We start from the raw sequence: 24,567 nt of genomic DNA on the forward strand, positions 1-24,567 counted from the left end.
CCGACTCTATCAGATCCTTTCGGGCCCGATTTCCTCGGTGCTTTCCAGGTAATCCGCTTTCGCGTTTCCCTTTCCGGCGGCTCCGACTTTATCAGAATCTGTGGGCCGGATTGACCGGCGACCATTTCTGAACCATCAGGAGGAGCTTCTTCTGAATCGACGTGTCGATTGCTTTGAGAAGCGAGCAGACTCTAACCGCTGCCACCGGACGTGTCCAGTTCTAGGCAACTTCTCAACCCTGCCTCCCCGCTCCACCCGTGTCAACAAGTTTTGCGAGGCGAAGAGGACGCTAGCAGGTCAGCGGGTGCGCACGCACATCGGGGGCGTCGGGGGGAAGCAAGAGCAACCTCAGCAGGCAGTACACGAAGGAGTTCGAGCGGGACGCGGTCGCGGTCGTGCGCTCTTCCGGGAACGCCGCCATCGAGGTGGCCCGGCAGATCAGGGTCAGCACAGCACTGCGGAACTGGGTCGAGCAGGACACGGTCGACCGTGAGCAGAAGGCTGCGGGAGACCTGACGACAACCGGGTTCGTAGAGCCGCGCCGACTACGGAGGCCGGCCGCCGGCACATCCCCACCATCGGCGTCGAGGTGTCCCGTCACGATGCGGCGGGTGCGGATGCTGCCGCTGAAGGAGTCGGTGTTGCATCCGCGGCCGCGCATGTAGGTGGTGAGGTCGGCGGCCGCAGTAGTGAGGGCGGGTGGCCTGGTGGTGTCCAAACGGGTCCAGTCCTGGGGCGGGGCCGGGAAGAGCTCCGGCTGAGCAAGGTCAAGGAGAGGCTCTGATAGTCGGGGCGGACTTGGCCCGGTCGCGGGCGCGGCGTCGTTTGAGGGCGAAGCCGCCTTGGAGCGCCGCGGTGCCGGGGAGGAGACGTCCGACGGCCAGCCCGGCAACCCGATCATCCTCTTGTACAGGAACCGCAGGATGCGGGAGTTCATCGACGCGCACGACTGGATTGCGGCCTACCACCTGCCGCCCTACGCACCCGACCTCAACCTCGTGGGCCTTGTCGGCTCTGCCACGCAGCTGAAAGTGGCTTCGTTCACTTCTGGCCGTTCGGCACTCGCAGAGCACCGGCCCTGCGCGACGTTGGTCATCCATGCTTCTGATCTAGGGAAAACCGCGCCGACGGCCGGTCGGCGCGGGGCAGGGGGAACCATCATGGTGCGGACGGCGCCTCGGGACCGGACGAACTCGGGCGGCTGCTGGTCGGACTGCGCCGGGGCGCCGGACTGAGTCAGGAGCAGCTCGCCCACCTCGCGGGCCTCAGCGCTCACGCATTGGCGGACATCGAACGCGGCCGAGCCCGCGGCCCCCAGCGCGGCAATCTGAAGGCGCTGTGCGGTGCCCTGCGGCTGGAGCCGTCGGCGGCCGGGGAACTGGAGCACGCGGCCACCGTCGGCCGGCCACGTGGTGACCGCACAGGCGCCGGGCAGGCTCGCCACCCGCTCGCGTTGCCCCGCGACCTTGGTGACTTCACGGCTCGCCGGCGCTCCCTCGACGGGCTGCGGGCCCTGGTGGCGGCCGCCGAGGCCACGCATCCGCCGGTCACCGTCGTCTGCGGCCACCCGGGCTCGGCAAGACCGCATCGCGGTGCACGCCGCCGGCCATCATCAAGAAGTCGTCGACACGGCGGAGGCCATGCACTGGTTCTCCGACCTGAACCAGCACTGGGGCCTGTGGGCGAGGTGTTCACGTACGCCGTCGAATCGGCCCACGCACTCGGCAACCGGCAAGACGAGCAATCCACCTCAACTACCTGTCGTGGGCGCACAACAACTGCCGCTACGACCACACCGCCACTCTGCGGACCGCCGAACTCGCCGTCACGGTCGCCCGCGAGATCACCGACACCCTGCAGACCGGCTGGGCGCTCGGATACGCCGCCGGAGCCCTGCAAACGCCTCGGCCGGGTCGACGAGGCCGTAGGCCGGCCCCGCGAAGCCGCCGCCTGCCTCGAAGGCCAGACCTCCGCCAGCGGACGGCTCGCCGAACTCACCGTCCTGAACACGCTCGGCAACAACCTGCGGGATGTCGGCCGTGCCGAAGAAGCACTGGCCGTCCACCGCCGCATCGAGGCGATCTGCCGTACCGGGATGCCCGGGCAGTCACCTGACCTGATGGCCGTCTATCACGCCGTCGCACTCGCCGAGACCGGCCGCGACCTGGCAGCCCTGTGCCGCTGGGCCGAGGCCGAAGAACCGCTGCGCCGGGCCGTCGCAAAATTCGAGAGGGCCCGGATGGCCGCCCGGAGCGAATCCGCCCGGCTCGACCTCGGGCGCGTGCTCCGCCACCTGAACCATCTGGCCGGGGCCCGGGGCTTTCTGCGTGCGGCCGACGACGCCCTCGGCGGTCTCAACAGCCCCAGGCAGGCCGAGGCCTCCGCGGAACTGCTCGAACTCGACCGGATGCGGACCGCCCGGGGCCGGTGAGTCCGCCGCCGGAGCAAAGAGGCTCCCGATACCGGCAGAAGTGGACTGGGCGCCAGATCTTCCGGTGGAAGTGCCTGGGCTGCCGGGCGCCACGGTGATCGACTGGCCCCGGGCTCCCGGCCGTGCGCACGGGAATCCCGCAGGACCCGGTGTCCTCGGGGCGTGACGCCGCCGGGCCGGGCACCGTACACACCGAAGGAACGGATCATGGGGATGAGCGACGGAAAGCAGATGACGAGGCGCCAGATGCTGGCGGCGGGGGCACTGACCGGGGCCGCGGTGGCGAGCAACACGCTCTGGTCCCCGAAAGCCTCGGCGGCGGCGCCACCGGCGATCTTCTACTCGCCGCACCAGGACGACGACGCGCTGGGCCTCGCCGGGTCCATCCTGGAGCACAAGGCCGCCGGCCGGCCGGTCTACCTGGTCCTCGTGACCAAGGGCGAGAACAGCGACCTGGCGGAGCTGATGAACGGGGACCCGTGCCCGCTGACCACCTGGGGGGCGTCCAGCCACCCGTGCGCGGCAGGCGGCCACCACAATCTGTCCTGGCCGACGGACGGGACGAGCATGATCGTACCGGGCCGTACCACGGAGTTCATGGCCTCGGCGAAAAACCTCGGGGTCGACAAGGTCATCAACTTCAAGTTGAGCGACTCCGCGTGGGGAACCTCCGACAAATACAACGCGTTCGTGAGCGCCGTCAAGGCGAAGGTCAAGGCCCTCGCGCAGCAGTACCCGGGAGCCTCGCACAAGTTCACCGCGGGCTGGCTGGAGGTCACCAACACTCACAAGGCCATCTCGGACGCGGCGTACCTCCTCATGAACGAGGGCGTGTTGACGGACGTACGGTTCAACTACGTCTACGCGTACGACAATCCGACGAGTCAGCGGGCCAACGGCGCCGCGTACGTACTGAACATCCCGTCGGACCACATGACCGTGAAGCGCAACTCGATCTACTGCTACAACACCTGGGACCCGAGCCGAAACTTCTACGCGCTCGGCTACCACAGCGTGCCCGACAAGCTGGAGAGCGCGCACGCCGACCCCAGGGAGTTCGTGTTCACGATCCCCTCGGGGTACCGGACCGGGCCGATCACCGAGCCCATGACGTCCTGGTAGCGGGACCTACCACGCGGTGACCTCAGCCGGGTGGCGCGCCTGTCGGGACCTGCTGACCGGCGCCCCGATCGGGCTCGTCCAATCGCGCGGTTGACCTCAGAGTCCAAGAGGAAGGTGAATCCGCTCGTCAGGCGGCCGCGTGCGAGTTGCTGGAGGAGAGCGGCCAGGTACCCGACGGACCGTTGCGGTTCATCGGCTACGCGGGTTTTGTTCTCGCACCCGACCAGCGAGCTGAGAACGCGGCGCTGTTCGCGGGCCGCACCACCGAAGTTCGGGACTTTCAGGCCACCGAGGAGATCGCGGCCATCCGCTGGTGGAACCTCCGGGAAGTCCTCCCGGGATGTGTTCAGTCCCTGGACGCCTACCTCGCCCGACTCACGCGCGAGTCGGGCTCTGGCCCCTCCCACGATCCACGGTGACGTCAGGACTCAAGCTCGGCTGTTCTTCAGGGAGCTCCGGCGGTCCTGGTCGGGGAGGCGCAGGAGTGCCGCGCCGACCGGGGTCAGGGTGTGCAGGACGGTGTTCGCGTACCGGTGGCTGGCGATGAGTCCCGAGTCGCGCAGGACCGTGGTGTGGTGGCTCGCGTTGGCCGTGGACACCGACACGGCGCGGGCGATCTCGGAGTTGGTCGCTCCGTGTGTCACCGTGCGCAGTATCGCGGCGCGGGTGCGTCCGAGCAGTGCCGACAGTGGCGCTTCGTCCGGACGGAACTGAGGCGCGGGACCGGACGGCGCCAGCGGATAGAGCAGGACGGGCGGCAGGTCCGGATCGGCGAAGGAGACCGGCTTCTGCCAGCAGAAGTACGAGGGGATCAGAAGCAGTCCGCGACCACCCAGGTACAGGTCCCGGTCCAGTCCTCCCCCGTACTCGACCTCCAGGACGGGGGCCTTCCACCGCATGGCGGGCCCCAGTCCGCCGAGCAGCGCCTCGACTCCGCCGTACAGCAGATCGCGTCCTCGGCCGGCGCACTCGGCGTCGACGCGGGCCTGCATGCGGTCGACGTAAGGAGCGATGACGGCATTGTGGTACTTGCGCAGCACCCCGACCAGTTCCGCCCGTACGTCGTGGTCGGCCAGGCGATACATGTCCACCCGTACGTTCCTGACCTGGGACAGCAGACCGATCTCATGGCGGACCCTGGCCGGCGGCGTGTCGAGGATCGCGTCGAGTCCGCTGTCGAGCCCCCAACTCGCCTCGGCCGGCGTGAGGAAGTCGGGGAAGTAGGTCGCGCGGGGGAACAGCGGAAACAGCAGTCTGCGTACCTCGGCGCCCAGTTGCTGCGTGGCGATGGCGTCACGGGCGTCGCGGTGCCAGGCGGCATGGGCCCAGCGTCCGAGCTGCGACTGTAAGCGGTGCAGACTGGCGGCGATCTCCCATAAGGGGTCAGGTCTGCCCGCAAGCCGGGTTCGTACGAGATCCTCCGGAGTGAAGTGGATTCGTAGCATGATCCCCCCACGCGTGATTTTCCCCGATGCGGCTGACACTGCCGCGCCGCCCCCGCGAAGGCAATAACCAGAACGGATCGGCTCGTGGCGCACACGGCTCAGTCGGCACCGTGTGCGCCGAGCCGTCATCCGGAAATGAGGGCGGCGACCTCCTGGCGTATGGCGGGCATGTCGGTGAAGACCGTGCCGGGGCAGTCGGTGTCCGCCCAGTGGCGGTGGCCGCCGATGACCGGTGCGGCGCGGCTGACCCCGCTGACCGGATTGAGGTAGAGCACCTTGCCCAAGGGGACGAGCGCGTGCCGTGCGGCCAGTTCGGCCAGGAGCTGGAGGAGCGCGGTGCGTGCGGCGGGCGACGGGGGTGTGGTCGTCAGGGTTCCCAACAGGGCGATTCCGATGTTGCCCGTGTTGTATCCCTGGACGTGCGCGCCGGTCACGAGCCGACCATCGGAGTCGTGTGCGGCCGTGCCGTCGGTGCCGGACCAACGCCATTCGTACACAAGGCCGTTCCGGCCGATCAGGAAGTTGTAGCCGATGTCGCCGTAGCCCTTGCCGACCGTGTCGTTGCGGTAGATCGCCCGAACCACCGCGGCCGGGTCGGGATCGCTGCTCCCGTCGTCGGTGTGGTGCACGGTGAGGGTCTGGACCGGGTAGTACTCGGGCGGCCAGATCTCCGTACCGCCTGAATACCGGAGTGTCTCGTCCGCTCCCCATGCGGCTCGGGACATCAGCGTGTACGCGTCGGAAGCTGCGGCCGCCGAGGGCGGGCGGGGCACGACGCTCAACGCGGCGGCGGCTCCGAGCGCACCGAGGAACACGCGTCGAGGTACTGCGGACGCCATACGGCCCGACTGGCGGGGGCCTGCGGAATGCGAGTCCGGGTCCGTCATCGCGTGATTCCTCCTGTGGGCGGTGTGCGCGGCCGGCCTGCCCGCTCCCCTGGGAGACGGAGGCGGGCGGCCAGTGGAGCGGAGGTCGCCGCTACAGGGCGCAGGCGGGCTTGGGGGTGTAGAGGCGGGACCACGTGCTGGGGCCCACGACGCCGTCGGCGCCGCCCGTGGTGCCGTTGCACGTCTGCACGTAGTAGACGCCCTGTGCGGTCGCCTGGCCGTAGTCGCCGTCGACGTCGAGCCAGTCCTGGTACTTGCTGTAGTAGTCGATGAGGCACTGCACCTGGCGGACCGCGTTGCCCTTGTCGTTGGGGTGGACCGTGGGACGCGCGGAGTCGGCGATGTAGTTGCAGTTGGTCTCGGCGGCCGAAGCGCTCGCGGAGGGCGCGCCGACGAGCAGGCCGGTGACGGCCAGCACGGCGGTGCTACACAGAACAGCTAGGCGATGGATGCGCATGACGTCGCTCCCGAGGTGTGTGGTGGTCGTGACGAAAGTAAGCGTGCGTGTGAACACGACCCCCGTCGAGGAGATTCGACTGGGCCGAAAATAGGCAGCTCAGGCACCGTGGAGCAGGCATCAGGCATCAGGCATCAGGCACCGTTCGCCGGGCCGAGCAGCGCGTTCGGCCGGCGGGCGGGGGCGAGGCGGGAAGTACGGATGCAGAACCGGTGGTTCGGTCGGCGGGGCGGGAGTTGGGGCCGCGAGCCGGACGGCCGGGCGTCAGGCGGGGAGTTCGGGTGGCGGTCATGACGCGGGATCCCGGACGCCGTCGAACAGGGCCGGTTCCAGGGGATCCGGGCAGGAGCGCGGCCGGACGCTCCCTGCGGTGGCGGGGAGTTCGGCGGCGGGGAGTCCGGCGGTGGAGTGGACCCAGCCCGCGTACCCCCGTACCGGTGCGCGGTCCGGCCGCCCGGGAGGCGGCGCGCGGTGCGACTGCTCGGGCCCGCGGGTCATCCCGTGCGAGGGGAACAGCCGTACCGGGGAGGCGAACCAGCTCGGAGGGCTCCCCGGCTCCCCGGCTCTCCGGTATGCGGACCGTCGCTTCGAGGCTGCGCGCAACAGCAACCGGACAACCCTGTACGGCTGCCGTGCGGGCCGCACGTCTTTTGCGCCGACGTACAACCGTTCCGACGTCCCGTGGGTCACATAAGGCAGGAGCAAACATCTCCAAAGATCACAAGGGGGAAATATGCGATTCAACCGTTCCGTCCTGACGGCGGCCGCCTTCGCCGCCCTGGCGGTGGGGGCCACGACCGCCCTCGCAGCGCCCGCCTCGGCCGCACCCAACACCACACCGCAGAAGGTCTGCGGAAGCGCCTACAAGACCGTGAACTCGGCCCCCGTCGGCTCACTGGGCACCATCTACCTGACGTACAACGCGTCGAACGGCAAGAACTGCGTCGCGACCATCCGCCAGAACCCGGGCACCGCCGTGGACATGTCCACATGGATCTACGTCTCCGACACCGACCAGGGCGCCCAGGACTACGGCCAGTACACCTCCTACGCCGGACCGGCCTACGTGTACGGCAAGGGCCACTGCGTCGACTGGGGCGGCAACATCAGCAACGTCTACACCCAGGTGAGCGGCTCCAACTGCGCCGCCTTCAAGGAGCACCGGGTCACCTTCACCCGCTGACCCGCCGCTCCTCCCGGCCACCCCGCTCCCGCGCCGCCCTCTCCCCCCGCCCGGGTACAGAGAGCCGACGGCGATCGGGCCGACGCCCACAACCCGATCACCGCGCGGGAACGCACTGGCCCGACTCGCCCCGGCAGACTCACCGCGTCCTGCCGGGGCGAGCGCATGTCCCAGCCGGTGCCACGGGACCCGGGTCCTACCTGCCGATCGGGACTGTCCGGTCAACGGTGGTGGCGAGACAACCCAGTTGTCACCGGCCGGCGCGATGCGGGGCAGTTGCCGCCACCCGGAATCGCAGAACGCAGTGCCGGCTTCCGCGGACGGCGCCGGGGCGGCTGTGCACCCGGTCAGGCGATCCCGCACGCGCCGGGCTTTCGATGGCAGGATGTCCGGTGAAGAACCGATTCGCGAGGTCGTGGGGGGCGTGAGTGGCGGGGATGACTCTGGAGGCACTGGACGAAGTGCCGTGGGAGCGGCTGGAGTCGGCGCACGAGCACCACCCGGCCGAGGAGGTGTCGTGCGCCCTGCGGCACCTGGCACTCAAGGGTGGGGCGGCGACCGAGGAAGACTGCTGGCCCCTGTTCCGCTGCTTCGTCACGGGCACCGGACGCGTGGTCTCCGTTGCGACCGCGGCGGTGCCGTTCGTCGTTGCCCTCGCCGGCGATCCGGACATGGGTGCCAGGACCACGCTCGTGGAGCTACTGGTGGTCCTGGCCAACGCGGCGGCCAAAGCCGATCCGGGCCTGGTGGACGCTGACTGGCACGAGACATGGCGTCGCCAACGCCCCCGGATCCGGGCACTGCTCGCAGACCCCCGGCCCGACGTCCGCAGGGAAGCCCTGCCCCTCGCGGACGGGGTCGACGTGCTGCTGGAGCGCTGGAGCACCGAGACGGATCCGACGGTACGGCTGCCCGTGCTGCTCGCGCTGGGGGCCGCCGCGGCGGGCTCGGCCGACGCCGGGACGGTGGAGCGGGTACGAGCGGTAGTGGCTGAGGTGCTGCGCACCGACGCACCCGTCATGTGGGTCGCGGCCGTGCACGCCTGGGCCGCGTTCGATCCCCGGGCGCCGTTCCGTGAACTGGAGCTGCTGGTGGAGGTTTTGTCCGACCCGGCCGTGCGTCCGCAGTTCGAAGCGACCTGGTACGTGCCGGACGTCGATGGCGCCCTCACCCGCGAGGACGTCGTCTCCTGGACTGCCCACCTGCTCGAGGGCGCTCCGCGGACGGCGCTCTCCTTCGTCGCCCGCCTCCTCGACACGGCGCGTTGCAACGGGGACGCCCCGCTGTGCCGGGCCACGCTCGACGAGGCGTGGCAGTTGCTGATGGAGATGCCGTCCGCGGAATCCACGCTGCTGCCGCTCGCGGGCAGGCTGCTCGCGGACCCGGACGACGGCGTGCGGTACCGGGCGGCCCACCTGCTCGCGGTCCTCGGTTCGCGAGCGGCGTCGTACGCCGACGAGTTGGCCGCGCTCCTCGACGACCCGGGCGAGGCCGATTTCCTCGAGGGCACCGTCGGTGACCACGCCCGATGGGCGCTGACCCGCATGGGCGACCGGCGCGCCCTGCCGGACCTGGTCGAGCGGCTGTACGCGCCCTACCGGGGTCAGTACTCCCGCGCGTACGTCATGGGTGACCCGCGGCTGCCGGAGGTCGAGGAAGTCCTGACCCCGCTGCGGGCGCACGCGGAGATTCTGCTGCCCGCAGTACGGAAGCTGCTCCGGGACGCCGACGTGGACAGCTCGCTGACCCGCTGCTTCCTCGAAGTCCTCGAAGCGTGGGGGCCGGTCGCGGCACCGGCGCTGCCGGAGGTGGTGTCCCTGCTGGGCGACACCCGGTACTCCCTGTACGCAGTCGACGCTCTGGTGGCGATGGGACCGGCCGCGGCATCCGCCGAGTCCGCCATACGCAGGTGCGCGTCGCGCGACTTCCCTGGCCATCGCAAGGTGGCCTGGGCCCTCTGGCGCCTCGGCGGCGACCGTGACACGGCGCTGCGGCTCATCGGCGAAGCGGTGCTGACCGCGGAGGGGCCGTATTACGGTCCTGTCGACCTCCTCGGTGATTTCGGGCCGGCGGCCGCTCACTACGCCGACCGCGTGCGGCGCGTCATGAACCACGGTGGCGACTGGCCGCGACTGCCGGCGGCGGTCGCGCTGTGGTCGATCACGGACGAGCCTGAGCCGAGTGCGGCCGTCCTGGAGGAGTTCCTCTCTCCCGTCGCCGACGGTGATGACTCCTACGGCCACTTCCTCGACGCGCTGCGGGCCCTCGCCCGCATCGGCACGGTCTCTGCGCCGGCGCGGGCGACCCTGCGTACGGTGCGGGCATCCGACCGGCGACTGTCGACGTACCGCGACTACCGAGCCTTCCTGCAGGACGAGGAGATCCGGACCGCAATCGACGACGTCCTCGCCCTGTCGTGACGACCGGTCGCCGGACGATACCGAGAGACGCCGAAAACGGGCCCGCTGCCCGCGAACTGCCACGGGCGACGACGAACGGGCAGATCGAGTTCGGCGGCTCCAGCCGGAGAGACTCGGGCCGCTGCTCGTCGCACACACCAAACCGCTTCGCCGGAACGATCGGCAAGGGCCGCAGCCCCGGCAGCAACAGCAAGCTGCCTATGTGACTGAGGGGCCACGAAGTTTCCGGACAGGCACCCAATAGGGTTGTCCTGAACAAGGAAACGAGGAAGAAGTGGCGCCACCCGGTGAGCCCTTTCCAACCTCAGGCCCGGCGGGGGCGGCCGGGCTGCGCAGAGCGCTGGAGCCCCGGATGGTTGGGTTTTGCCATCGAGTGGCACCGGGGCTGCCGACCGCATGCGACCGCACGTTGACGTCAGAGCCGGTCGATCTGGTGGTGGGGCAGCATGGTCGGCACGGTCTCGTCCAGCGCCTGCTGCAAAACCTGGTGTGCGATGCGGTCGTAGTCGCCGGCGCGGAGCGCGCTGGGGGTGGAACTCGACGCGGACATCGTCGGCCAGAAACTCGCCCATCGACTCGTGCATGAGCATCAGGAAGTGCCGCTTGGGCACCCAGCGGACGTCCGGGAAGCAGACCCGGTTCTGCTGCTCCAGCCGCTGCGCCCAGGCGGAGGCGCCGGCTCCCCGCGGGCCGTCAGGCCCTGCCGGTTCTGGCCCACCTGCGCTGCGGCCACACCCGAAATGATCGCGCTGCTCGGTCGACGTGGTCCAGGATCACCTGCCGGACCGGGCCCCTCGTTCCAGCTCGCCAGCACCTGCTCGGTCACGGGCCGCTCCTCGGCTCGACGATCGCGTCGTCGCCGAACGGCGACGCAAAGGCGTTCATGAGTCCGTGGTCACCGCGAACGGCAGCGGGCACCGTTCGGACGGGCGCGGGAGGTCGGCGGTGACGGGGGCCCGGCGGTGACCTTCCCCGCGGCGTGACGGGGTTCTCGACCGCTGCCCGGCAGGGCGCCGGCCGGCCGCGCACTTCCCGATCGTGGGGTTCGGGGTGTCCAGACGCCGGCTGCCGGAGAAGGGACTGCACTTTCGCCCGCGTCACGACGCATATTCGGCTATATCCATCTCAACAACGGATCTGGGCTATAGATTCACGTCCCGGCCGCGTATCACCGGCATTGTCCGGTGCGCAGGCAGGCTGTCAGGGCATGGGACAACGGGGGGAATACCGGTGCGTGCACGAGGGGTATGGATCGGCCTTGTGGCCGTGGCCACCACAGCGGCCGGATGCGCGGCGGGAAGTCCTGCCGCGCAGAGGAGCGCCCCGACGGCGTCATCGGCTCCCGGCGCGGGCACAGCAGCCGGCTCGCCGGGCCTGACCCGCCGGCAACAGGCCGCACGCGCCATCGGCCAGGCCATGGTCAGCCGTTCCGTGGCCGCCTTCGACATCTCGGCACGCAATCTGAGCGACCCCGCTCAGTTCTACGGCCAAGGCCGCATCGGCATGTCCTCCGGCGGCACGAAGGCCGTCGCGACGCATGTCCTGTACGACCCGGGCGAAGACCCGTGGTTCCCCCCGGACGTCGTAGTGATCGGAAACCACGCCTGGGTGACCCCGGACAACTCTCCCGCCACCGGCACGGCCACCTACGGGCGTACCGCCTACATCGCCGACGCCGGCGCCACGACGGACAACTCCGACGTCAGCAACGCCCTTCAGACACGCTGGCTGGCATCGCCGGAACATCTCGCGGCGCTGCTGGAGCACGCCGATCACTACCGCGAGACCGATCGCACCGAACGGGTCATCACCGGCCGGGTCTCCCTCGCGGCCCTGGAGTCCGACCCGGCCGGAGGCTTCTTCTACCGCCCCTATGCCCAGGCAAGCCCGGGCAAGGAACTCACCTTCACCCTCGTCACCGGCCACGACTACCTGCCGGTGTCCGTGAAGATGACCATTCCCTTCCACCACGACGAACCGGACCATCCGTCCCGGTTCACCTCCGACCCCTTCTCCGTGAAGTACCGCGACTGGGCCGAGGGACAACCCATCACCACCCCCGCTCCCTCCCCCTCCCCCCAGTGGGGCGGCTTCCCACCACAGGACAACGCCGCCACCGCCCAGCCCTCCGCCTGAGCACGCCGTTCGCCCTCTCCGACCAGGCGGGTGCCGGATCGGTCGAGCGACCGTCGGGGCCGAGCGAGTGATCTTGGTTGCCGGGAGTACGTGGTCCCGCCGTGTGGCTTGGCCGCAGGGGGTCCGGGCCTGTCCACTGTTCGTGATCCTGGATTGTCCGTGCAGACGCGAGGAGTGGTGGCATGCCTGGTTCTTCCGGCCGGTGGTGGTCCCGCACGGCGTTGGCCTTCGTGGTGACGATGACCTGTTCGACCGCCGTGCCCGTCTCGACGGCCGGGGCGGTGGGCGCGCCCTGTGTCCGCCCGGAGCGAGTGGGGACGGCCGACTCGGCGAACGTCCTCGGCCCGGCCGCCGCGGCGGCCGTGGAGAAGGACCTGTCCAGGCGCATGGCCGGCTCCGCTCCCGCGACGAAGCGAGTCCCGGTGAGCATTCCCGTGTACTGGCATGCGATCGGCAAGGACACCACGGTGCAGGGCGGCTCCATCCCGGACTCCGCCGTCCAGGAGCAGATCGGCGTTCTCAACCAGGCGTTCTCCGGCACGGGTCTGTCGTTCGCCCTGGCCGGCATCGACCGCACCATGAACCCGGGATGGTTCGACGCGCAGGCCGGCTCCCCGGCCCGTTCGGACATGGCCCGCGCGCTCCGGCAGGGCGGCCCGGCGGACCTGAACGTCTACTCCCTGGGGGCGACCAGCCCCGACGGCAGGGGACCGTTCGGCGACGCGGCCTTCCCGTGGGACTACGCCCAGAATCCGATCGCGGACGGCATCATCGTGCGCCCTGGAACACTCCCCGGCGGTGACCAGAGCGACCGCAACCTGGGGAAGACCGCGGTGCGCATGGTCGGGCACTGGGTGGGTCTGTTCCACACCTTCCAGGGCGGCTGCACCGACCCCGACGGCGACTACGTGAGCGACACCCCGGCCGAGGCATCCGCGTCGACCGGCTGCCCCGAGGACCGTGACACCTGCCCGAGTGAGGGCAAGGACCCGATCCACAACTACATGGACATGGGCATCGACTCCTGCGCGACCGAATTCACCCCCGGTCAGATCACGCGCCTCCAGCAGATGCTCCGCGTCTACCGGGGCATCGAGGTCTGACTCCGCCGCGCAGCCGCGTCGCCCCGCTTCGGGGCGCCTCCCAACAGCGGCAAATCCTGCACATGACCGGAATTATGGCTTCCGTCATGGCGAATATGATCTTGTCCTGATGAGATCGCCGGATGCTCGGTTTCCTCCTCCGTCTTCTGCCGTTCTGGGTCCGTGAGCCCCTGCTCATCGTGGTCGGGTCCGTTTTCGGCGTCCGCATCATGTATCTCGCCGTCCGCGACCACGATCGGATCGCGGCCGGTCTGGGCATGGTGTTTCTCGTGTTCACCGCGATACGTGTTCACACGGTGGTACGGACTCTGCGCGCACGCCGGAACCCGGATCCGGCAACCTCCCCGAGCGGGACGGCAGGGGCGGCAGTCGCCTCGCCCCTCCCCCAACCCCTCCCCCGGGCCCAGGCCGTAGCCGGGCCGCGTCCCGGTCCAGGCACTGCGAAGATGGAGAAGAAGGAGCCCGAGAAGCACAACGCATGGGGCCAGGCCTTCGCGGCCTTGGCCTTGTTCGGGGCGCTCGCGGCCACGGTGTGGTTGGGTCCACGCTTCATGCCGTCTGACGACAACACCCCGCAGCCCGCGTCGTGTTCGGACGGGGCACACGAAAAGCTGCCGAAGGCCTACAAGCAGACGCCCCGGCCCGTGACCGGCGAGGAACTGTGCAAGGCGCTCGACCGGCCGGACCTGGCCGAGCTCCTGGGAACGCCGGGAGAGACCGCGACCACCGCTTCCGGCAGCAACAACACCGCCCTTCTGACGGACGGAAAGGTCGCCGCACCGGAGGCCGAGATCGCGTTCGACACGTACACCGTGAACGTCTCGGCCACCTACAACGAGCTGACGACCGACCAGTACGTGAAGCTGATGAAGTACGGGGACGAGAGGGACATCAGGACGCTGACGGTTCTCGGCCGGCCCGCGGTCCTCTCCTCGGATCACACCATGCAAATCAAGATCGACCTCGGGAGCGGCGGATCCGGCGGACCGGTCGGGCAAGGCCCCCTGGCCAGGACACTGACCGTGGCCCTGGACCGTAAGGACCACGGCGGCTCCTGCGACATCACCGTGTGGAGCCAGTCCGGAGCCCTCCCGAGCGACAGCGCTCTCCTCGCCATCGCCGAGAAGGTGCTTCCGAAGATCCCCGAACGATCTGTCCGATGATCCGACGGCTCCATCGGCGGGTCATGGCTCGACGGTGCCAGGCCGGTGGCGTCAGGCCGGTGGGTCTGCCGAGGCGTACCGGGACTCCGGGCGAATACAGGACGCTGACCGGTGGCCCGTCGGGAGCCGGGAGCCCGGCCGCCGCGAGGAGGTTCTCCTCGCAGGTGATCAGCTCCGCGCGGTGGAGCGGCCAGCGCGGATGGTCGTTGGCGAGGTAGCCGGTGCTGCGCGAGAACGCGTTGTGCATGCCCCAGCGGGCCGTGAGGAAATGCTCCAACTCTGTCGGTTCCGGGATGGGTCGGCCGACTCTGACGACGATGCGGCTCCGCGCCCGGGAGGTTCGGGGCCGGTGCCGGGAACTGTTGTACGTGACGGTGTCGCCGTCCGCTCGTACCTCCATGCGGGACCACCGGTACGGCAGCCGGAAGCCGAGGCGTCCCAGGAGCACCGGCACGAGCCTTGACGCTTCCATGGACCGGAAGACGACCCCGCGGCGGCCGTACGCGTCGACCGAGTAGAGGCGCACGTTGGTCTCCGGGAAGGAGCCGAAGTACGGCACCCCGGGAAGCCGGAGCCAGCCCACCCTTTCCATCCGGAAGGCGACGAGGCCGGCGTAGGTGACCCCGTCGTACGTGTCCGCGGTGAGCCCGCGCGGCAGCAGCGGGGCGACGTCCGCGGGATCGACGGCCCAGTGGACGAAGGTGAGGTCGAGCCATCGCTGGGTGAGGAGCGGACTGCGCACCGCGGCCGGCGCCTGTGGCGTGATGGGCGTGGGGTGCACCCCACCAGGGTGCCAGATCGCACGCAGGAGGCGGGTGGGTCGGATGGGGCGCCGGTGGTGGCCGTCCCCGCTTCGCCCGGCTCGACCGCGCCGTCCGGTGAACTGCGGGAGCGCGCTTCAGCCGTGCAGCGGGACCCAGTGGCGGCCTGCCCGTGAGGGTGGCCATCGCAGGTGTGCGCCTGTCATGCGGGCGATGAGGCGCAGATGGGCGCCCGTGTTGCCGACGTACCAGAGCGGGCGCTCGGCCCTGGTCCAGACGTACGCCGGCACGCCTGCGTCCAGGAGGGTCATCAGGCGGGGTTCTTCGAGCGTCGCGGCCGCGAACGCGTACAGCGCCGGCAGTCTGGGGGCGATCACGCCGTAGTCGAGCATCCGGGCCAGGGCGTGTTCGTCGAGGATGGTGTCCTCGGTGGTCAGCGTGACGGGGTACACCGACGGGAAGGACCGGCCGAGGTCGAGGAACCATTTCACGGTCCCGTACCGGGGGTCCACCAGCCGGGGCCCGAGCGGGGCCAGCCTCCCCAGCATGAGCCGCGGCCGCACGAGCATGGCGTGGGTGAACAGGACGCGGAGGAGGGCGACGTTCATCATGAACCGCTCCACCTGCGATTCCGGCGCGGCCAGGTCCTCGTGGCGCAGGTAGCCGGCGACGATGCTGGCGTTGTGGGCGCCGTACCAGGAGGCGGGCGACGGCTTGCGGATGCAGTCGATCCAGTACTCGACGCTTCTGCCGCTCGCCTCTCCCGGGGAGCGGCGCACAGCAGGCCCGCCTCCACCTTGTCGCGGAGGAGCCCCTCGTTCACGGAACGCCACCATGGGCTGCCCGGGTGCGCACCGGACTCCGGGGCGTGCACTCCGCGTGCGGCGGACCACCGCAGAAAGCTCAGCTCGGCGTGACCGTAGCGGCGCAGGGGCTCGGAGGAGTGCGTGTAGAACTCCTGCGCCAGCGCCAGGCGTGCGGCCACGTCGTCGCGGACCAGCGCGATCCGCCGCTCGGCTCGGAAGGCAGCATCGGACATGAGGATCCCATCGGGCTGCTGTCGCATGAGAAGCCGAGGAACCCGGGGCCCCTCTTCTCAGGATCCGTGGTGGCGGCGCGTTCTGCCAGTAGGACTCCGTTAGGTTGCTCTGGCTCTTGGGTTCTGGCTGGTGACGGCTGTTCTGGGCAGAGGGCGGTGGCAGGTGGTGCAGGTGCCGGTCCAGCAGTTCAGCAGGTCCTGGAGGGCGTCGAGGGTCTGGTAGAGGGTGAGTCCGCTGTACCGGCTTTGGGGGCCAGGCGCTGTTCGGTGAGGAACGCGTGGGCGGCGGTGACCAGGGTGACGTGGTGATGCCAGCCGGTCCAGGAACATCCCTCGAAGTGGTCCAGGCCCAGGCCGTGCTTGAGTTCCCGGTAGTCGTGCTCGATGCGCCAGCGGATCTTCGCCAGGCGGACCAGTTCGGCGATCGGGGTGGTGGCGGGCAGGCTGGACAGCCAGCGGTCGGTGGGTGCTTCGGCGCCTTCGGGCCATTCGGCCAGCAGCGTGGCCTCGGGCAGGACTCCGTCCCAGTGGCCGTGTTCGGCGGTGGCGGCGGCCTGGGCCAAGCGGCGGGCCGTACCCGCAGCATCAGAAAGCGCGAGCGCATCGGTCCGCGGGAGTCCTCACGCCAGGTCACCTCGGTGAAAGCCTGCCGCCCGTGGCGGGCCGTCAGTGCGGCCACCGGGAGGGCTTGTCGCGGTAGCGGGGCCGGGGCTTGGCGGCCGTTGCCCGACCACGCCGGGGCGGTGGGCCGCGCGTCCTGCGGGTGGACGGTCACGTCCGACCGGATCGCCGCGACATATCCGATGCCGCGCTTGCTCAGGCCGTCGCGGAAGTCGGCGTTCTGCCCGTAGCCGGCATCGGCCACCACCACCGGCGGGGCCAGACCCCATCCGGCCAGCTCATCGATGATGTCCAGCGCCAGGCGCCACTTCTCGCGATGCCCGGTCTCTTCGGGGATCCCCGTCTTGCGCCGGTGTACGGGATCGTCCGCCCGCTCCTGGGGCACGAACAGCCGCCACTGCAGCGGACAGGACGCGGCGTCGGTGACCGCGTGCACGCTCACCGCCACCGAGGCAACAGCATCCCAACACCATGGCCGGAGCTCCGACCGAACCGATCCTGACGGCATGATCTCGTGGAGAGCCCGGTGCGGTGAAAGTCGCACGCCGGGTTCGGCGGGCGGATCCGGGAAACGGTCCTGGAGTGATCCAGGAACCGCGCCCGGACCCGACCCGACAACCTCGCCGAGGCCGTGGAGAAGACGGTTACGGAAGTTGAATTCGTGATGTCGGCCTTGCGGGGCCAAGCGGTGTCACTCAACTCTGGGAGGTCGGCTGTCATTCGCGGGTCATGTCCCGTCATTCCGCACGGCCGTGGGGGCCCGCCTCGAGGGTTGCGCGAAGGCCGGCCAGGGTTGAGCCGATGCGGGCCAGATCGTCGGGGGGAACCGCTCCGGTCAGCGAGATGAGCTCGCTTTCGACAATGGGGCGGGATGCGGACAACCGCTCCTCACCCTCGGATGTGAGGCGGAGGACGGACGAGCGACGGTCCTGGGGGTGCGCGACCCGCAGGCACCAGCCCGCAGCCACCAGCCGGTCGACCGCCTTGCTGACGGCCCCGACAGTGATCGCCAGTTCGCCGACGATGTCGAGCACGCGGCACCCGGGCACGCGGTCGATGATCTCCAAAAACTCGAACTGTCCCAGTCCCAGCCCTTGTTCGGCGCGCAGCCGGGCGCTCACCGCGTTGTAGAGCCGGGTCTCGACGCGGACCAGGTCGATGAAGATCGGGGTGATGTGGCTCACATTGGCCTTCCAGTAGATTCCAGGGAATCATCTTCCTTGGAATCCGGTTGAGGCGGGCAGGTGGATTCCCAGGAATCCATCCTCGCACCCCGACCCATGGAGGCCCCACATGTCCCGACAGCAGCGCGACGCCCTGGACGCCATACTCCGTTCCGCCCCTCGCAGTGAGAAGCGGCCCACTCCCGAGGAGCAGCGCAGCGGTTTCGCCGCGGCCCTCACCCGCCCCGCGCCGGAGGGCGTGGTCACCCGCAGGACCGTCCTGGGCGGGCGGCCGGCCCTGGAGCTGGAGCCGGCCGGAGCCTCCGGCCGCGGCCGGCTGCTCTACCTGCACGGCGGTGGCTACGTCATCGGCTCACCGGACACCCACGCAGGGCTGGTCGGTGAACTGGCCCGCCGCACCGGGCTGCGCGCGACGTCGGTGGACTACCGGCTGGCGCCCGAGCACCCGTTCCCCGCGGCTGTCGACGACGGGCTCGCGGCCTACCGCGAGCTGCTGGCGTCGGGCACCGACCCACGGGACCTCGTCATGGCCGGTGACTCCGCCGGAGGCGGCTTGAGCATCGCCACGCTGCTCGCCGCCCGGGAGGCCGGGCTGCCGCAACCAGCCGCCGTGGTCGTCTTCTCCCCCTTCGCCGACCTCACCCTCGCTGGGGGAAGCATCCGTTCCAAGGAGAGCGCCGATCCCATTTTCACAGCGGCCGACGTGCGCGCCTGCGCCGATCTCTACGTCGGCGCAGGCGACCGGGCGCATCCCCTGGCCAGCCCGGTGTTCGCCGACCTCACCGGACTGCCGCCACTCCTTGTACAGGTCGGGGCGAACGAGGTACTCCTCGACGACGCGGTCCGACTGGCCGGCCGCGCGGGCGCCGACGACGTCGAGGTCACGCTCGAAGTCGGCCCCGGCCTCCCCCACGTCTTCCAGCACCACTACGGCCGCCTCGACGAGGCGGACGCCGCACTCGACCGCGCCGCCCGCTTCCTCACAGCCCACCTGAGCGCCGGCCGCCCGGGCGCCGACCATCTCGAACCGGTCCGCTGACACCGACCCGGCTGCCTCCCCGTGATGGCGGCGACGGCCACAGGAGCACCGTCGCCGCCATCACGGGTTCAACTTCAGTAGCGCCCACCACGCCTGCATCCGGGCCGCGTTCGCCTTGTCCCCGGTCACCGAGGAAGCATCCGAGGAGACCCGGGTCACCCCGGCGCCACCGGTGGAGGTCGTGCCGTTCATCCCGCCCGACAGCACGCTCGACGTCACGGGGAAACCGCGGCGGCCGGCCGCCCGCACGACCGAGCGGTACGAGGCGATCCGGCAGAGGCTGTCCGCAGGGATGCCGCTGGCCGCGATCCGCCGCGAGCTACGGCTGGACCACTCGACCGTACGGCGCTTCGCCCGCGCCCAGAGCCTCGACGAACTCCTGGTCAAGGCGGTCGACCGGAACTCGATCCTGGACGCCTACAAGCCCTACCTGCACCGACGGTGGAACAAGGGCTGCCACGACATTCCCCAGCTCCACCGCGAACTGCGCGAGCAGGGCTTCAGTGGCGACATCCAGTGCGTCCGCCGTTACTTCCGCCCCTTCAAGAAGCCCCATAGCCCCAGGCCGAGGCAGCCGCCAGCACTTCTTCCCACACCGCGGCCGGCACCCCAGCCTCGCCGAATCGTGCGCTGGATCATGCCGACCCCCGGGCACCTCGCCGACGCCGGCACGGCAGAACTCGAAGAGATCAGAGCCGCCTGCCCGCACCTCGACGCCGTCGCGCGGCACGTCCGCGACTTCGCCGACATGATGCGTGATCTGCGTGTCGACCTGCCGCCCGCCTGGATGGACCGCGTCCTCGCCCGGCTCAACAGCGCCTTCATCGCGACACTCTTCGTGGGCGGCGCGGCCGGATCCCAACTCGGATCGGCCGTCCTCCGCGCCGGAGGCTGGACCGCGCTCGCCCCGCTCGGCGCCGCGCTGCCGCTCCTGCCCCTCCTCTACTGGACCACGGAGCGCGGAGGCGGAAGGCGCCGGGCCGGATCACGCCGTAGCGCCGGGCGGCCGGGAGCGTTCCATGCCCGGCCCCAGCATCAAGCTCGGGGCCCGATGAAGAGTCTGAGCGTGTCCAGGGCCATCTTGTCCGTCACGGCACTTCGACCGGACAGACGGTGAACAAGAATCCAGCCCTGCGGTGAGGCTCCCGCGAAAACGGACGCGCCGCCTGTCGCGCCGTTGTGCCACAGAAGGCTCCCCGCCTTCTGCCAGGCCGGTGCCGGTTCACCCAGCCTGCGGTCGACAAGCAGGTCGGTGAGGAGGCGGGCGGCGGCCCGGGGAGTGGCCCACAGGCCGCCGGCGGGAAGAATCGCGCCGTCCATGGTCCAGTCCTGCCGAGGCCGGCCGAACAGCCCCCTGCGGCGCAGTCGTCTGCCGGACGGCGGATCGCCGGCGACGTCGGCGATGCCGAGCGGGTCCAGGACGTGGCGGTGCAGCAACTCCTCGTACGGGGTGCGGGTGGCCGCGACCAGAGCGGCACCCAGGAGCGCGTATCCGAGGTTGGAATACTCCTCGGCCGTCCCCGCGGGAGCGGTGACCAAGGTGTCGAGGTGCCGTACGACCGAGTCCAGGTTGTCGGCGTCGAAAGCCACGTAGGGATCGCGCCCCCTGATGCCGGGAGGCAACCGAGGAAGGCCCGAGGTGTGCTCGGCAAGCCGGCGCAGGGTGATTCCCGTGCCGCTGGGCACCGGCAGGAACAGCTCCAGCGGGTCGTCGAGGCTCAGGACTCCGTCGTCGGCCAAGGCGGTCAGGACGGTCGCGGTGAGCGGCTTGGTCAACGAACCGATCTGCACGAACAGGTCGGGGCTGTGGCCGTGAGAGATCTGGGGTGCCTGAAAGCTGCTGAGTATGCAGGTGGGAACTCGGATCATGATGATCTTCTGTCGTGTGTTCGGGGCAGCGCGCGTGCCGCCGTGCCGACGGGGCGTGCGATGCCGGTGTCTGGCTGTCCGGCGATGAACGAGTCGAGCGGTCCACCTGATGACGGCCGCTCGCTGGAACAGACCAATGATCGCAGTCTGTTGAACGAGGTGAACCGCAATGAGCCCCGGTCCGTTTGGAGTTGGCCGGGTGGTGGGCCAGCTCCTCAAAGACGTCAGCACGTGTGACGGTGCGGGCGGGGTCTGGATACGGTCGTCCCGGCGGGACCGCTCGGTACCCAGCCGTCCAGGGCTGCCGCTGCGAAGCTCACGGCGTGGATCGCCCAGCGTCGCAGAGTGGAGCGGACCGGGATCAAACCGCGAATTCCCAACCGCGCCGCCGGTAAAGGGAGTTCAGGGGAGTCGTCACCCCCCGAGTAGATACCGACACCATGTCGGCAAACCGGGGTGCACAGGGGGTGCACCCGGAGAGCGCCTCCGTGCGGCGTGTGCCCTGTTCTGCGCGGCCGATCGGATGACCGGTCGGTGCGGCGTGTGAGGTGAAGCCGAGTGCGGACCTAGCCTGTCGCGTGTCCGGGCTTTCCTGTGTTCTGTCCGGATTTCCCGTAACGGGTCCGGAAGGAGTGTGAGGGTGGCGCCCTTGTCCGGTATCCGTTGCCTTCTGCGGGTTCTGCTCGCTCTGTGCCTGTCGGCGGCTCTGCTCGCCGGCTGCGGGAGCGGCAGCGGCGGGCCGGTGACGCTCAACTGGTACAACTTCCCCGATGACTCCGGTGCGCTGGCCAGTGCGGCCAGTGCCTGTTCCAAGCAGTCCGGTGGGCGCTACCGGATCAGTTACAACAAACTGCCCCGTACGGCGGACGGGCAGCGCCAGCAACTGGTGCGCCGGCTGGCCGCCAAGGACGACACGGTCGACATCATCGGGCTGGACGTCACCTGGCCCGCCGAGTTCGCGGAAGCCAAATGGATCCTGCCGTGGACCGGGGGCAACCGCACCGCGGCCACCCGGGACACCCTGGAGGTCCCGCTGCGGACGGCCACGTGGAAGGGCCGGTTGTACGCCGTCCCGTACAACACGAACACCCAACTGCTCTGGTATCGCAAGGACCTGGTCCCCACGCCGCCCGAGACCTGGGCCGAGATGCTCCTGATGGCCGGCCGCCTGGCGAAGCAGGGCAAGCCGCACTACGTGGAGATCCAGGGCGCGCAGTACGAAGGACTCACGGTCTGGTTCAACACGCTGGTGGAGAGCGCCGGCGGCTCCATCCTGAACGCGACGGCCACGGCTCCCAGGCTGGGCCCGCCCGCCGTGCGCGCGGCCTCCATCATGAAGACCCTCGCCACCTCTGCCGCGGCCGACCCTTCTCTGTCCAATCAGATGGAGGACCAGAACCGGCTGGCCATGGAGTCCGGCAGCGCGGCCTTCGAGATCAACTACCCCTTCGTCTATCCCTCGATGAAGGCCAACAACCCCTCGCTCTTCAAGCAGTTCCGATGGGCTCCCTACCCGGGGGTCGAAAAGGGGCGGCCGGCCAAGCCCACCATCGGCGGCATCGACCTGGCCGTCGGCGCCTACTCCCGTCACTCCGAGTTCGCCTTCGACGCGGCACTGTGCCTGCGGAACCGGCAGAACCAGATGACCGCGGCACTGGAGGGCGGGCTGCCGCCCACGCTCCGCCCGCTCTACTCGGACCCCGCTCTCGTCAAGAACTACCCCTTCGCCTCCACCGTTCTGGCGGCCCTGGAGAACGCCAGCATCCGGCCCAAGACCCCCGCCTACCAGAACGTGTCCATCGCGATCTCGCACACCCTGTCGCCGCCGAACGGGATCGAACCGAGACCGGACGTGCAGAAGATCAGCGGCCAGATCAAGGACGCCCTCGACTCGAAGGGGCTGATCCCGTGACCCCGTCGGCTCCGACCACCTCTCAGGACGCACCGGCGCCCAAAGACGGCCGCGCTCTGTCCGAAGGGGCCCGGCAGGAGCGCCGGTTGGGCTGGCTGTTGTGCGCACCTGCCGTGATCGTCATGCTCGCCGTCACCGCCTACCCCATCGTCTACGCGATCTATCTCTCGCTCCAGCGATACGATCTGCGCTTCCCGCAACAGGCACACTTCGTCGGCTTCAGCAACTACGGCGCCGTCCTGTCCTCCGAGTTCTGGTGGCAGGCCCTGTGGGTGACGGTGCTCATCACCGTGGTCTCCGTGGTCGTGGAACTCGTCCTCGGATTCGCCCTGGCGCTGGTGATGCACCGCACCATCTTCGGCCGCGGGACGGTTCGCACCGCCATCCTGATCCCGTACGGCATCGTCACTGTGGTCGCCGCCTACTCCTGGCAGTACGCCTGGACCCCGGAAACCGGCTACCTGGCCGATCTCCTGCCCTCCGGTTCCGCTCCCCTCACCGAACAGTGGCCGGCCATCGGCCTGATCATCCTGGCCGAGGTGTGGAAGACCACCCCCTTCATGGCCCTGCTGCTGCTCGCCGGCCTCGCCCTGGTGCCGGAGGAGACGCTGCGCGCGGCACAGGTGGACGGCGCCGGAGCCTGGCAGCGCTTCTTCCTGGTGACCGTCCCCCTGATGAAGCCGGCCATCCTGGTCGCCCTGCTCTTCCGGACCCTGGACGCCTTCCGGATCTTCGACAACATCTACATCCTCACGTCCGGCGCGCACAACACCGGCTCGGTGTCCATCCTGGGCTACGACAACCTCTTCACCGCGCTCAACCTCGGCATCGGCTCGGCCATCTCCGTACTCATCTTCCTGTGCGTGGCAGTGATCGCCTTCGCCTTCATCAAACTGTTCGGGGCAGCCGCCCCCGGCTCTCAGGAAGGGGGACGCTGATGTCCGCCACCGGACTACGCCGGACGTCGGGGTGGGCAGTCGTCAACATCGTCGTGATCGTCTACGCGCTGTTCCCGGTCTGGTGGATCATCGCCCTGTCCTTCAAGGACCCCAGCACCCTCACCGACGGCAGTTTCATCCCGACCAAGTGGACGTGGGAGAACTACCGCGGGATCTTCCAGACCTCCGAGTTCACGCGCTCGCTGATCAATTCCATCGGCATCGCCCTGATCTCCACGGTGATCGCGGTGGTGCTGGGCACCATGGCGGCCTATGCCGTCGCCCGGCTCCGGTTTCCCGGCAAGAGCCTGCTGATCGGCATGTCGCTGCTGATCGCCATGTTCCCGCCCATCTCGCTGGTCTCGCCGCTGTTCAACATCGAGCGGATCATCGGCATCTTCGACACGTGGACCGGTTTGATCATCCCGTACATGACCTTCTCCCTGCCGCTCGCCATCTACACCCTGTCGGCCTTCTTCCGGGAGATCCCCTGGGACTTGGAGAAGGCGGCCAAGGTGGACGGTGCCACCCCGGCGCAGGCGTTCCGGCTGGTGATCGCTCCGCTCGCGGCGCCGGGAGTGTTCACCACGGCGATCCTGGTGTTCATCTTCTGCTGGAACGACTTCCTCTTCGCGATCTCGCTGACCTCGACCTCGGCGGCCCGGACCGTGCCGGCGGCCATCGCCTTCTTCACCGGGAGCAGTCAGTTCGCCCAGCCCACCGGTTCGATCGCCGCCGCCGCCGTGGTGATCACCATCCCCATCATCATCTTCGTGCTGCTCTTCCAGCGGCGCATCGTGGCCGGGCTCACCTCCGGAGCCGTCAAGGGCTGACCGGCGGCAGCCGTTCGTCAGGAC

Annotated in this window: 23 protein-coding genes and 5 pseudogenes; 16 read left to right on the forward strand and 12 right to left on the reverse strand. The window is 69.6% G+C overall.

Going from position 1 to position 24,567, the window contains the following annotated elements; genetic code table 11:
- Window positions 1-289 precede the first annotated feature (289 nt).
- Window positions 290-718 carry a hypothetical protein gene (locus ACZ6KY_RS36405; RefSeq protein WP_469314545.1) on the reverse strand — a complete coding sequence of 143 codons (429 nt, stop codon included), beginning with the start codon at window positions 716-718 and terminating at the stop codon, window positions 290-292.
- Between the two features lie 205 nt (window positions 719-923).
- On the opposite strand from ACZ6KY_RS36405, the gene ACZ6KY_RS36410 reads away from it, so the two are divergent.
- The 5 genes and pseudogenes from ACZ6KY_RS36410 to ACZ6KY_RS36430 all read left to right on the forward strand — a co-directional run.
- Complete coding sequence (locus ACZ6KY_RS36410; protein WP_469314546.1) at window positions 924-1,235, forward strand: hypothetical protein; 312 nt, start codon at window positions 924-926, stop codon at window positions 1,233-1,235.
- A pseudogene (locus ACZ6KY_RS36415) lies at window positions 1,232-1,303 on the forward strand (hypothetical protein); the annotation flags it as partial. The gene ACZ6KY_RS36410 and the pseudogene ACZ6KY_RS36415, both read left to right, overlap by 4 nt.
- Before the next feature lie 816 nt (window positions 1,304-2,119).
- On the forward strand, window positions 2,120-2,431 hold the full coding sequence (locus tag ACZ6KY_RS36420; RefSeq protein WP_469314547.1) for a hypothetical protein: 312 nt from the start codon (window positions 2,120-2,122) through the stop codon (window positions 2,429-2,431).
- Window positions 2,432-2,638: 207 nt separating this feature from the next.
- Window positions 2,639-3,553, forward strand: a complete 915-nt coding sequence (locus ACZ6KY_RS36425; RefSeq protein WP_469314548.1) for a PIG-L deacetylase family protein — start codon at window positions 2,639-2,641, stop codon at window positions 3,551-3,553.
- A gap of 119 nt (window positions 3,554-3,672) precedes the next feature.
- Window positions 3,673-3,972 (forward strand): annotated as a pseudogene (locus ACZ6KY_RS36430) (NUDIX hydrolase); the annotation flags it as partial.
- A 9-nt stretch (window positions 3,973-3,981) separates the two neighbouring features.
- Here ACZ6KY_RS36430 and ACZ6KY_RS36435 read toward each other — a convergent pair.
- The 3 genes from ACZ6KY_RS36435 to ACZ6KY_RS36445 all read right to left on the reverse strand — a co-directional run bounded on the left by ACZ6KY_RS36435 (window position 3,982) and on the right by ACZ6KY_RS36445 (window position 6,342).
- The gene (locus tag ACZ6KY_RS36435; RefSeq protein ID WP_469314549.1) at window positions 3,982-4,998 is read right to left on the reverse strand and encodes an ArsR/SmtB family transcription factor; all 1,017 of its coding nucleotides are present in this window, start codon (window positions 4,996-4,998) and stop codon (window positions 3,982-3,984) included.
- Window positions 4,999-5,123: 125 nt separating this feature from the next.
- Window positions 5,124-5,837: an N-acetylmuramoyl-L-alanine amidase gene (locus ACZ6KY_RS36440; protein WP_469314550.1), complete on the reverse strand. Its 714-nt coding sequence runs from the start codon at window positions 5,835-5,837 to the stop codon at window positions 5,124-5,126.
- Between the two features lie 139 nt (window positions 5,838-5,976).
- On the reverse strand, window positions 5,977-6,342 hold the full coding sequence (locus ACZ6KY_RS36445; RefSeq protein WP_469314551.1) for a peptidoglycan-binding domain-containing protein: 366 nt from the start codon (window positions 6,340-6,342) through the stop codon (window positions 5,977-5,979).
- A gap of 733 nt (window positions 6,343-7,075) precedes the next feature.
- On the opposite strand from ACZ6KY_RS36445, the gene ACZ6KY_RS36450 reads away from it, so the two are divergent.
- Both ACZ6KY_RS36450 and ACZ6KY_RS36455 read left to right on the forward strand, forming a co-directional pair.
- Window positions 7,076-7,525 (forward strand): spore-associated protein, encoded by a 450-nt coding sequence (locus ACZ6KY_RS36450; protein WP_469314552.1) that lies wholly within the window; start codon window positions 7,076-7,078, stop codon window positions 7,523-7,525.
- A 437-nt stretch (window positions 7,526-7,962) separates the two neighbouring features.
- Window positions 7,963-9,945, forward strand: coding sequence for a hypothetical protein (locus ACZ6KY_RS36455; RefSeq protein WP_469314553.1), 1,983 nt, complete (start codon window positions 7,963-7,965; stop codon window positions 9,943-9,945).
- A gap of 415 nt (window positions 9,946-10,360) precedes the next feature.
- Here ACZ6KY_RS36455 and ACZ6KY_RS36460 read toward each other — a convergent pair whose 3' ends face one another.
- On the reverse strand, window positions 10,361-10,495 hold the full coding sequence (locus ACZ6KY_RS36460) for a hypothetical protein (protein WP_469314554.1): 135 nt from the start codon (window positions 10,493-10,495) through the stop codon (window positions 10,361-10,363).
- 117 nt (window positions 10,496-10,612) lie between these two features.
- Between ACZ6KY_RS36460 and ACZ6KY_RS36465 the strand changes: the two are divergent.
- From ACZ6KY_RS36465 to ACZ6KY_RS36475, 3 genes and pseudogenes are all read left to right on the forward strand, one after another.
- Window positions 10,613-10,699, forward strand: a pseudogene (locus ACZ6KY_RS36465) (IS5/IS1182 family transposase); the annotation flags it as partial.
- A 512-nt stretch (window positions 10,700-11,211) separates the two neighbouring features.
- Complete coding sequence (locus tag ACZ6KY_RS36470; RefSeq protein WP_469314555.1) at window positions 11,212-12,081, forward strand: hypothetical protein; 870 nt, start codon at window positions 11,212-11,214, stop codon at window positions 12,079-12,081.
- 182 nt (window positions 12,082-12,263) lie between these two features.
- Complete coding sequence (locus ACZ6KY_RS36475; protein WP_469314556.1) at window positions 12,264-13,184, forward strand: zinc metalloprotease; 921 nt, start codon at window positions 12,264-12,266, stop codon at window positions 13,182-13,184.
- Here the strand turns inward: ACZ6KY_RS36475 and ACZ6KY_RS36480 are convergent.
- Complete coding sequence (locus tag ACZ6KY_RS36480) at window positions 13,163-13,477, reverse strand: hypothetical protein (protein ID WP_469314557.1); 315 nt, start codon at window positions 13,475-13,477, stop codon at window positions 13,163-13,165. The two genes, ACZ6KY_RS36475 and ACZ6KY_RS36480, sit on opposite strands and share 22 nt — an antisense overlap.
- A gap of 153 nt (window positions 13,478-13,630) precedes the next feature.
- Here ACZ6KY_RS36480 and ACZ6KY_RS36485 point away from each other — a divergent pair, with 153 nt between their 5' ends.
- Window positions 13,631-14,347: a DUF6215 domain-containing protein gene (locus ACZ6KY_RS36485; protein ID WP_469314558.1), complete on the forward strand. Its 717-nt coding sequence runs from the start codon at window positions 13,631-13,633 to the stop codon at window positions 14,345-14,347.
- A gap of 61 nt (window positions 14,348-14,408) precedes the next feature.
- Here the strand turns inward: ACZ6KY_RS36485 and ACZ6KY_RS36490 are convergent.
- The 4 genes and pseudogenes from ACZ6KY_RS36490 to ACZ6KY_RS36505 all read right to left on the reverse strand — a co-directional run.
- Window positions 14,409-15,128: pseudogene (locus ACZ6KY_RS36490) on the reverse strand (YqjF family protein); the annotation flags it as partial.
- A gap of 117 nt (window positions 15,129-15,245) precedes the next feature.
- The gene (locus ACZ6KY_RS36495; RefSeq protein WP_469314559.1) at window positions 15,246-15,887 is read right to left on the reverse strand and encodes a hypothetical protein; all 642 of its coding nucleotides are present in this window, start codon (window positions 15,885-15,887) and stop codon (window positions 15,246-15,248) included.
- Window positions 15,888-16,335: 448 nt separating this feature from the next.
- A pseudogene (locus tag ACZ6KY_RS36500) lies at window positions 16,336-17,228 on the reverse strand (IS701 family transposase); the annotation flags it as partial.
- Window positions 17,229-17,505: 277 nt separating this feature from the next.
- Window positions 17,506-17,952: a MarR family winged helix-turn-helix transcriptional regulator gene (locus ACZ6KY_RS36505; protein ID WP_469314560.1), complete on the reverse strand. Its 447-nt coding sequence runs from the start codon at window positions 17,950-17,952 to the stop codon at window positions 17,506-17,508.
- A gap of 109 nt (window positions 17,953-18,061) precedes the next feature.
- On the opposite strand from ACZ6KY_RS36505, the gene ACZ6KY_RS36510 reads away from it, so the two are divergent.
- Window positions 18,062-18,991 (forward strand): alpha/beta hydrolase, encoded by a 930-nt coding sequence (locus ACZ6KY_RS36510; protein WP_469314561.1) that lies wholly within the window; start codon window positions 18,062-18,064, stop codon window positions 18,989-18,991.
- Window positions 18,992-19,051: 60 nt separating this feature from the next.
- Here ACZ6KY_RS36510 and ACZ6KY_RS36515 read toward each other — a convergent pair whose 3' ends face one another.
- Window positions 19,052-19,183: a hypothetical protein gene (locus tag ACZ6KY_RS36515; RefSeq protein ID WP_469314562.1), complete on the reverse strand. Its 132-nt coding sequence runs from the start codon at window positions 19,181-19,183 to the stop codon at window positions 19,052-19,054.
- Here ACZ6KY_RS36515 and ACZ6KY_RS36520 point away from each other — a divergent pair.
- Complete coding sequence (locus tag ACZ6KY_RS36520) at window positions 19,173-20,108, forward strand: hypothetical protein (RefSeq protein ID WP_469314563.1); 936 nt, start codon at window positions 19,173-19,175, stop codon at window positions 20,106-20,108. The two genes, ACZ6KY_RS36515 and ACZ6KY_RS36520, sit on opposite strands and share 11 nt — an antisense overlap.
- On the opposite strand, the gene ACZ6KY_RS36525 is transcribed toward ACZ6KY_RS36520, so the two are convergent.
- Window positions 20,027-20,860 (reverse strand): serine hydrolase domain-containing protein, encoded by an 834-nt coding sequence (locus ACZ6KY_RS36525; protein WP_469314564.1) that lies wholly within the window; start codon window positions 20,858-20,860, stop codon window positions 20,027-20,029. The genes ACZ6KY_RS36520 and ACZ6KY_RS36525 overlap by 82 nt on opposite strands.
- A 640-nt stretch (window positions 20,861-21,500) precedes the next feature.
- Between ACZ6KY_RS36525 and ACZ6KY_RS36530 the strand changes: the two genes are divergently transcribed.
- Genes ACZ6KY_RS36530 through ACZ6KY_RS36540 form a run of 3 tightly spaced genes read left to right on the forward strand, consistent with a single transcriptional unit; the run spans window position 21,501 to window position 24,543 of the window.
- Window positions 21,501-22,772 (forward strand): ABC transporter substrate-binding protein, encoded by a 1,272-nt coding sequence (locus ACZ6KY_RS36530; RefSeq protein ID WP_469314565.1) that lies wholly within the window; start codon window positions 21,501-21,503, stop codon window positions 22,770-22,772.
- Window positions 22,769-23,710 carry a carbohydrate ABC transporter permease gene (locus tag ACZ6KY_RS36535; RefSeq protein ID WP_469314566.1) on the forward strand — a complete coding sequence of 314 codons (942 nt, stop codon included), beginning with the start codon at window positions 22,769-22,771 and terminating at the stop codon, window positions 23,708-23,710. The genes ACZ6KY_RS36530 and ACZ6KY_RS36535 overlap by 4 nt, the downstream gene beginning before the upstream one ends.
- The gene (locus ACZ6KY_RS36540; RefSeq protein WP_469314567.1) at window positions 23,710-24,543 is read left to right on the forward strand and encodes a carbohydrate ABC transporter permease; all 834 of its coding nucleotides are present in this window, start codon (window positions 23,710-23,712) and stop codon (window positions 24,541-24,543) included. Before ACZ6KY_RS36535 ends, ACZ6KY_RS36540 begins: the two co-directional genes overlap by 1 nt.
- The last annotated feature ends 24 nt before the right edge of the window (window positions 24,544-24,567 follow it).

The sequence above is a fragment of the Streptomyces sp. NPDC042002 genome, from assembly GCF_055588305.1.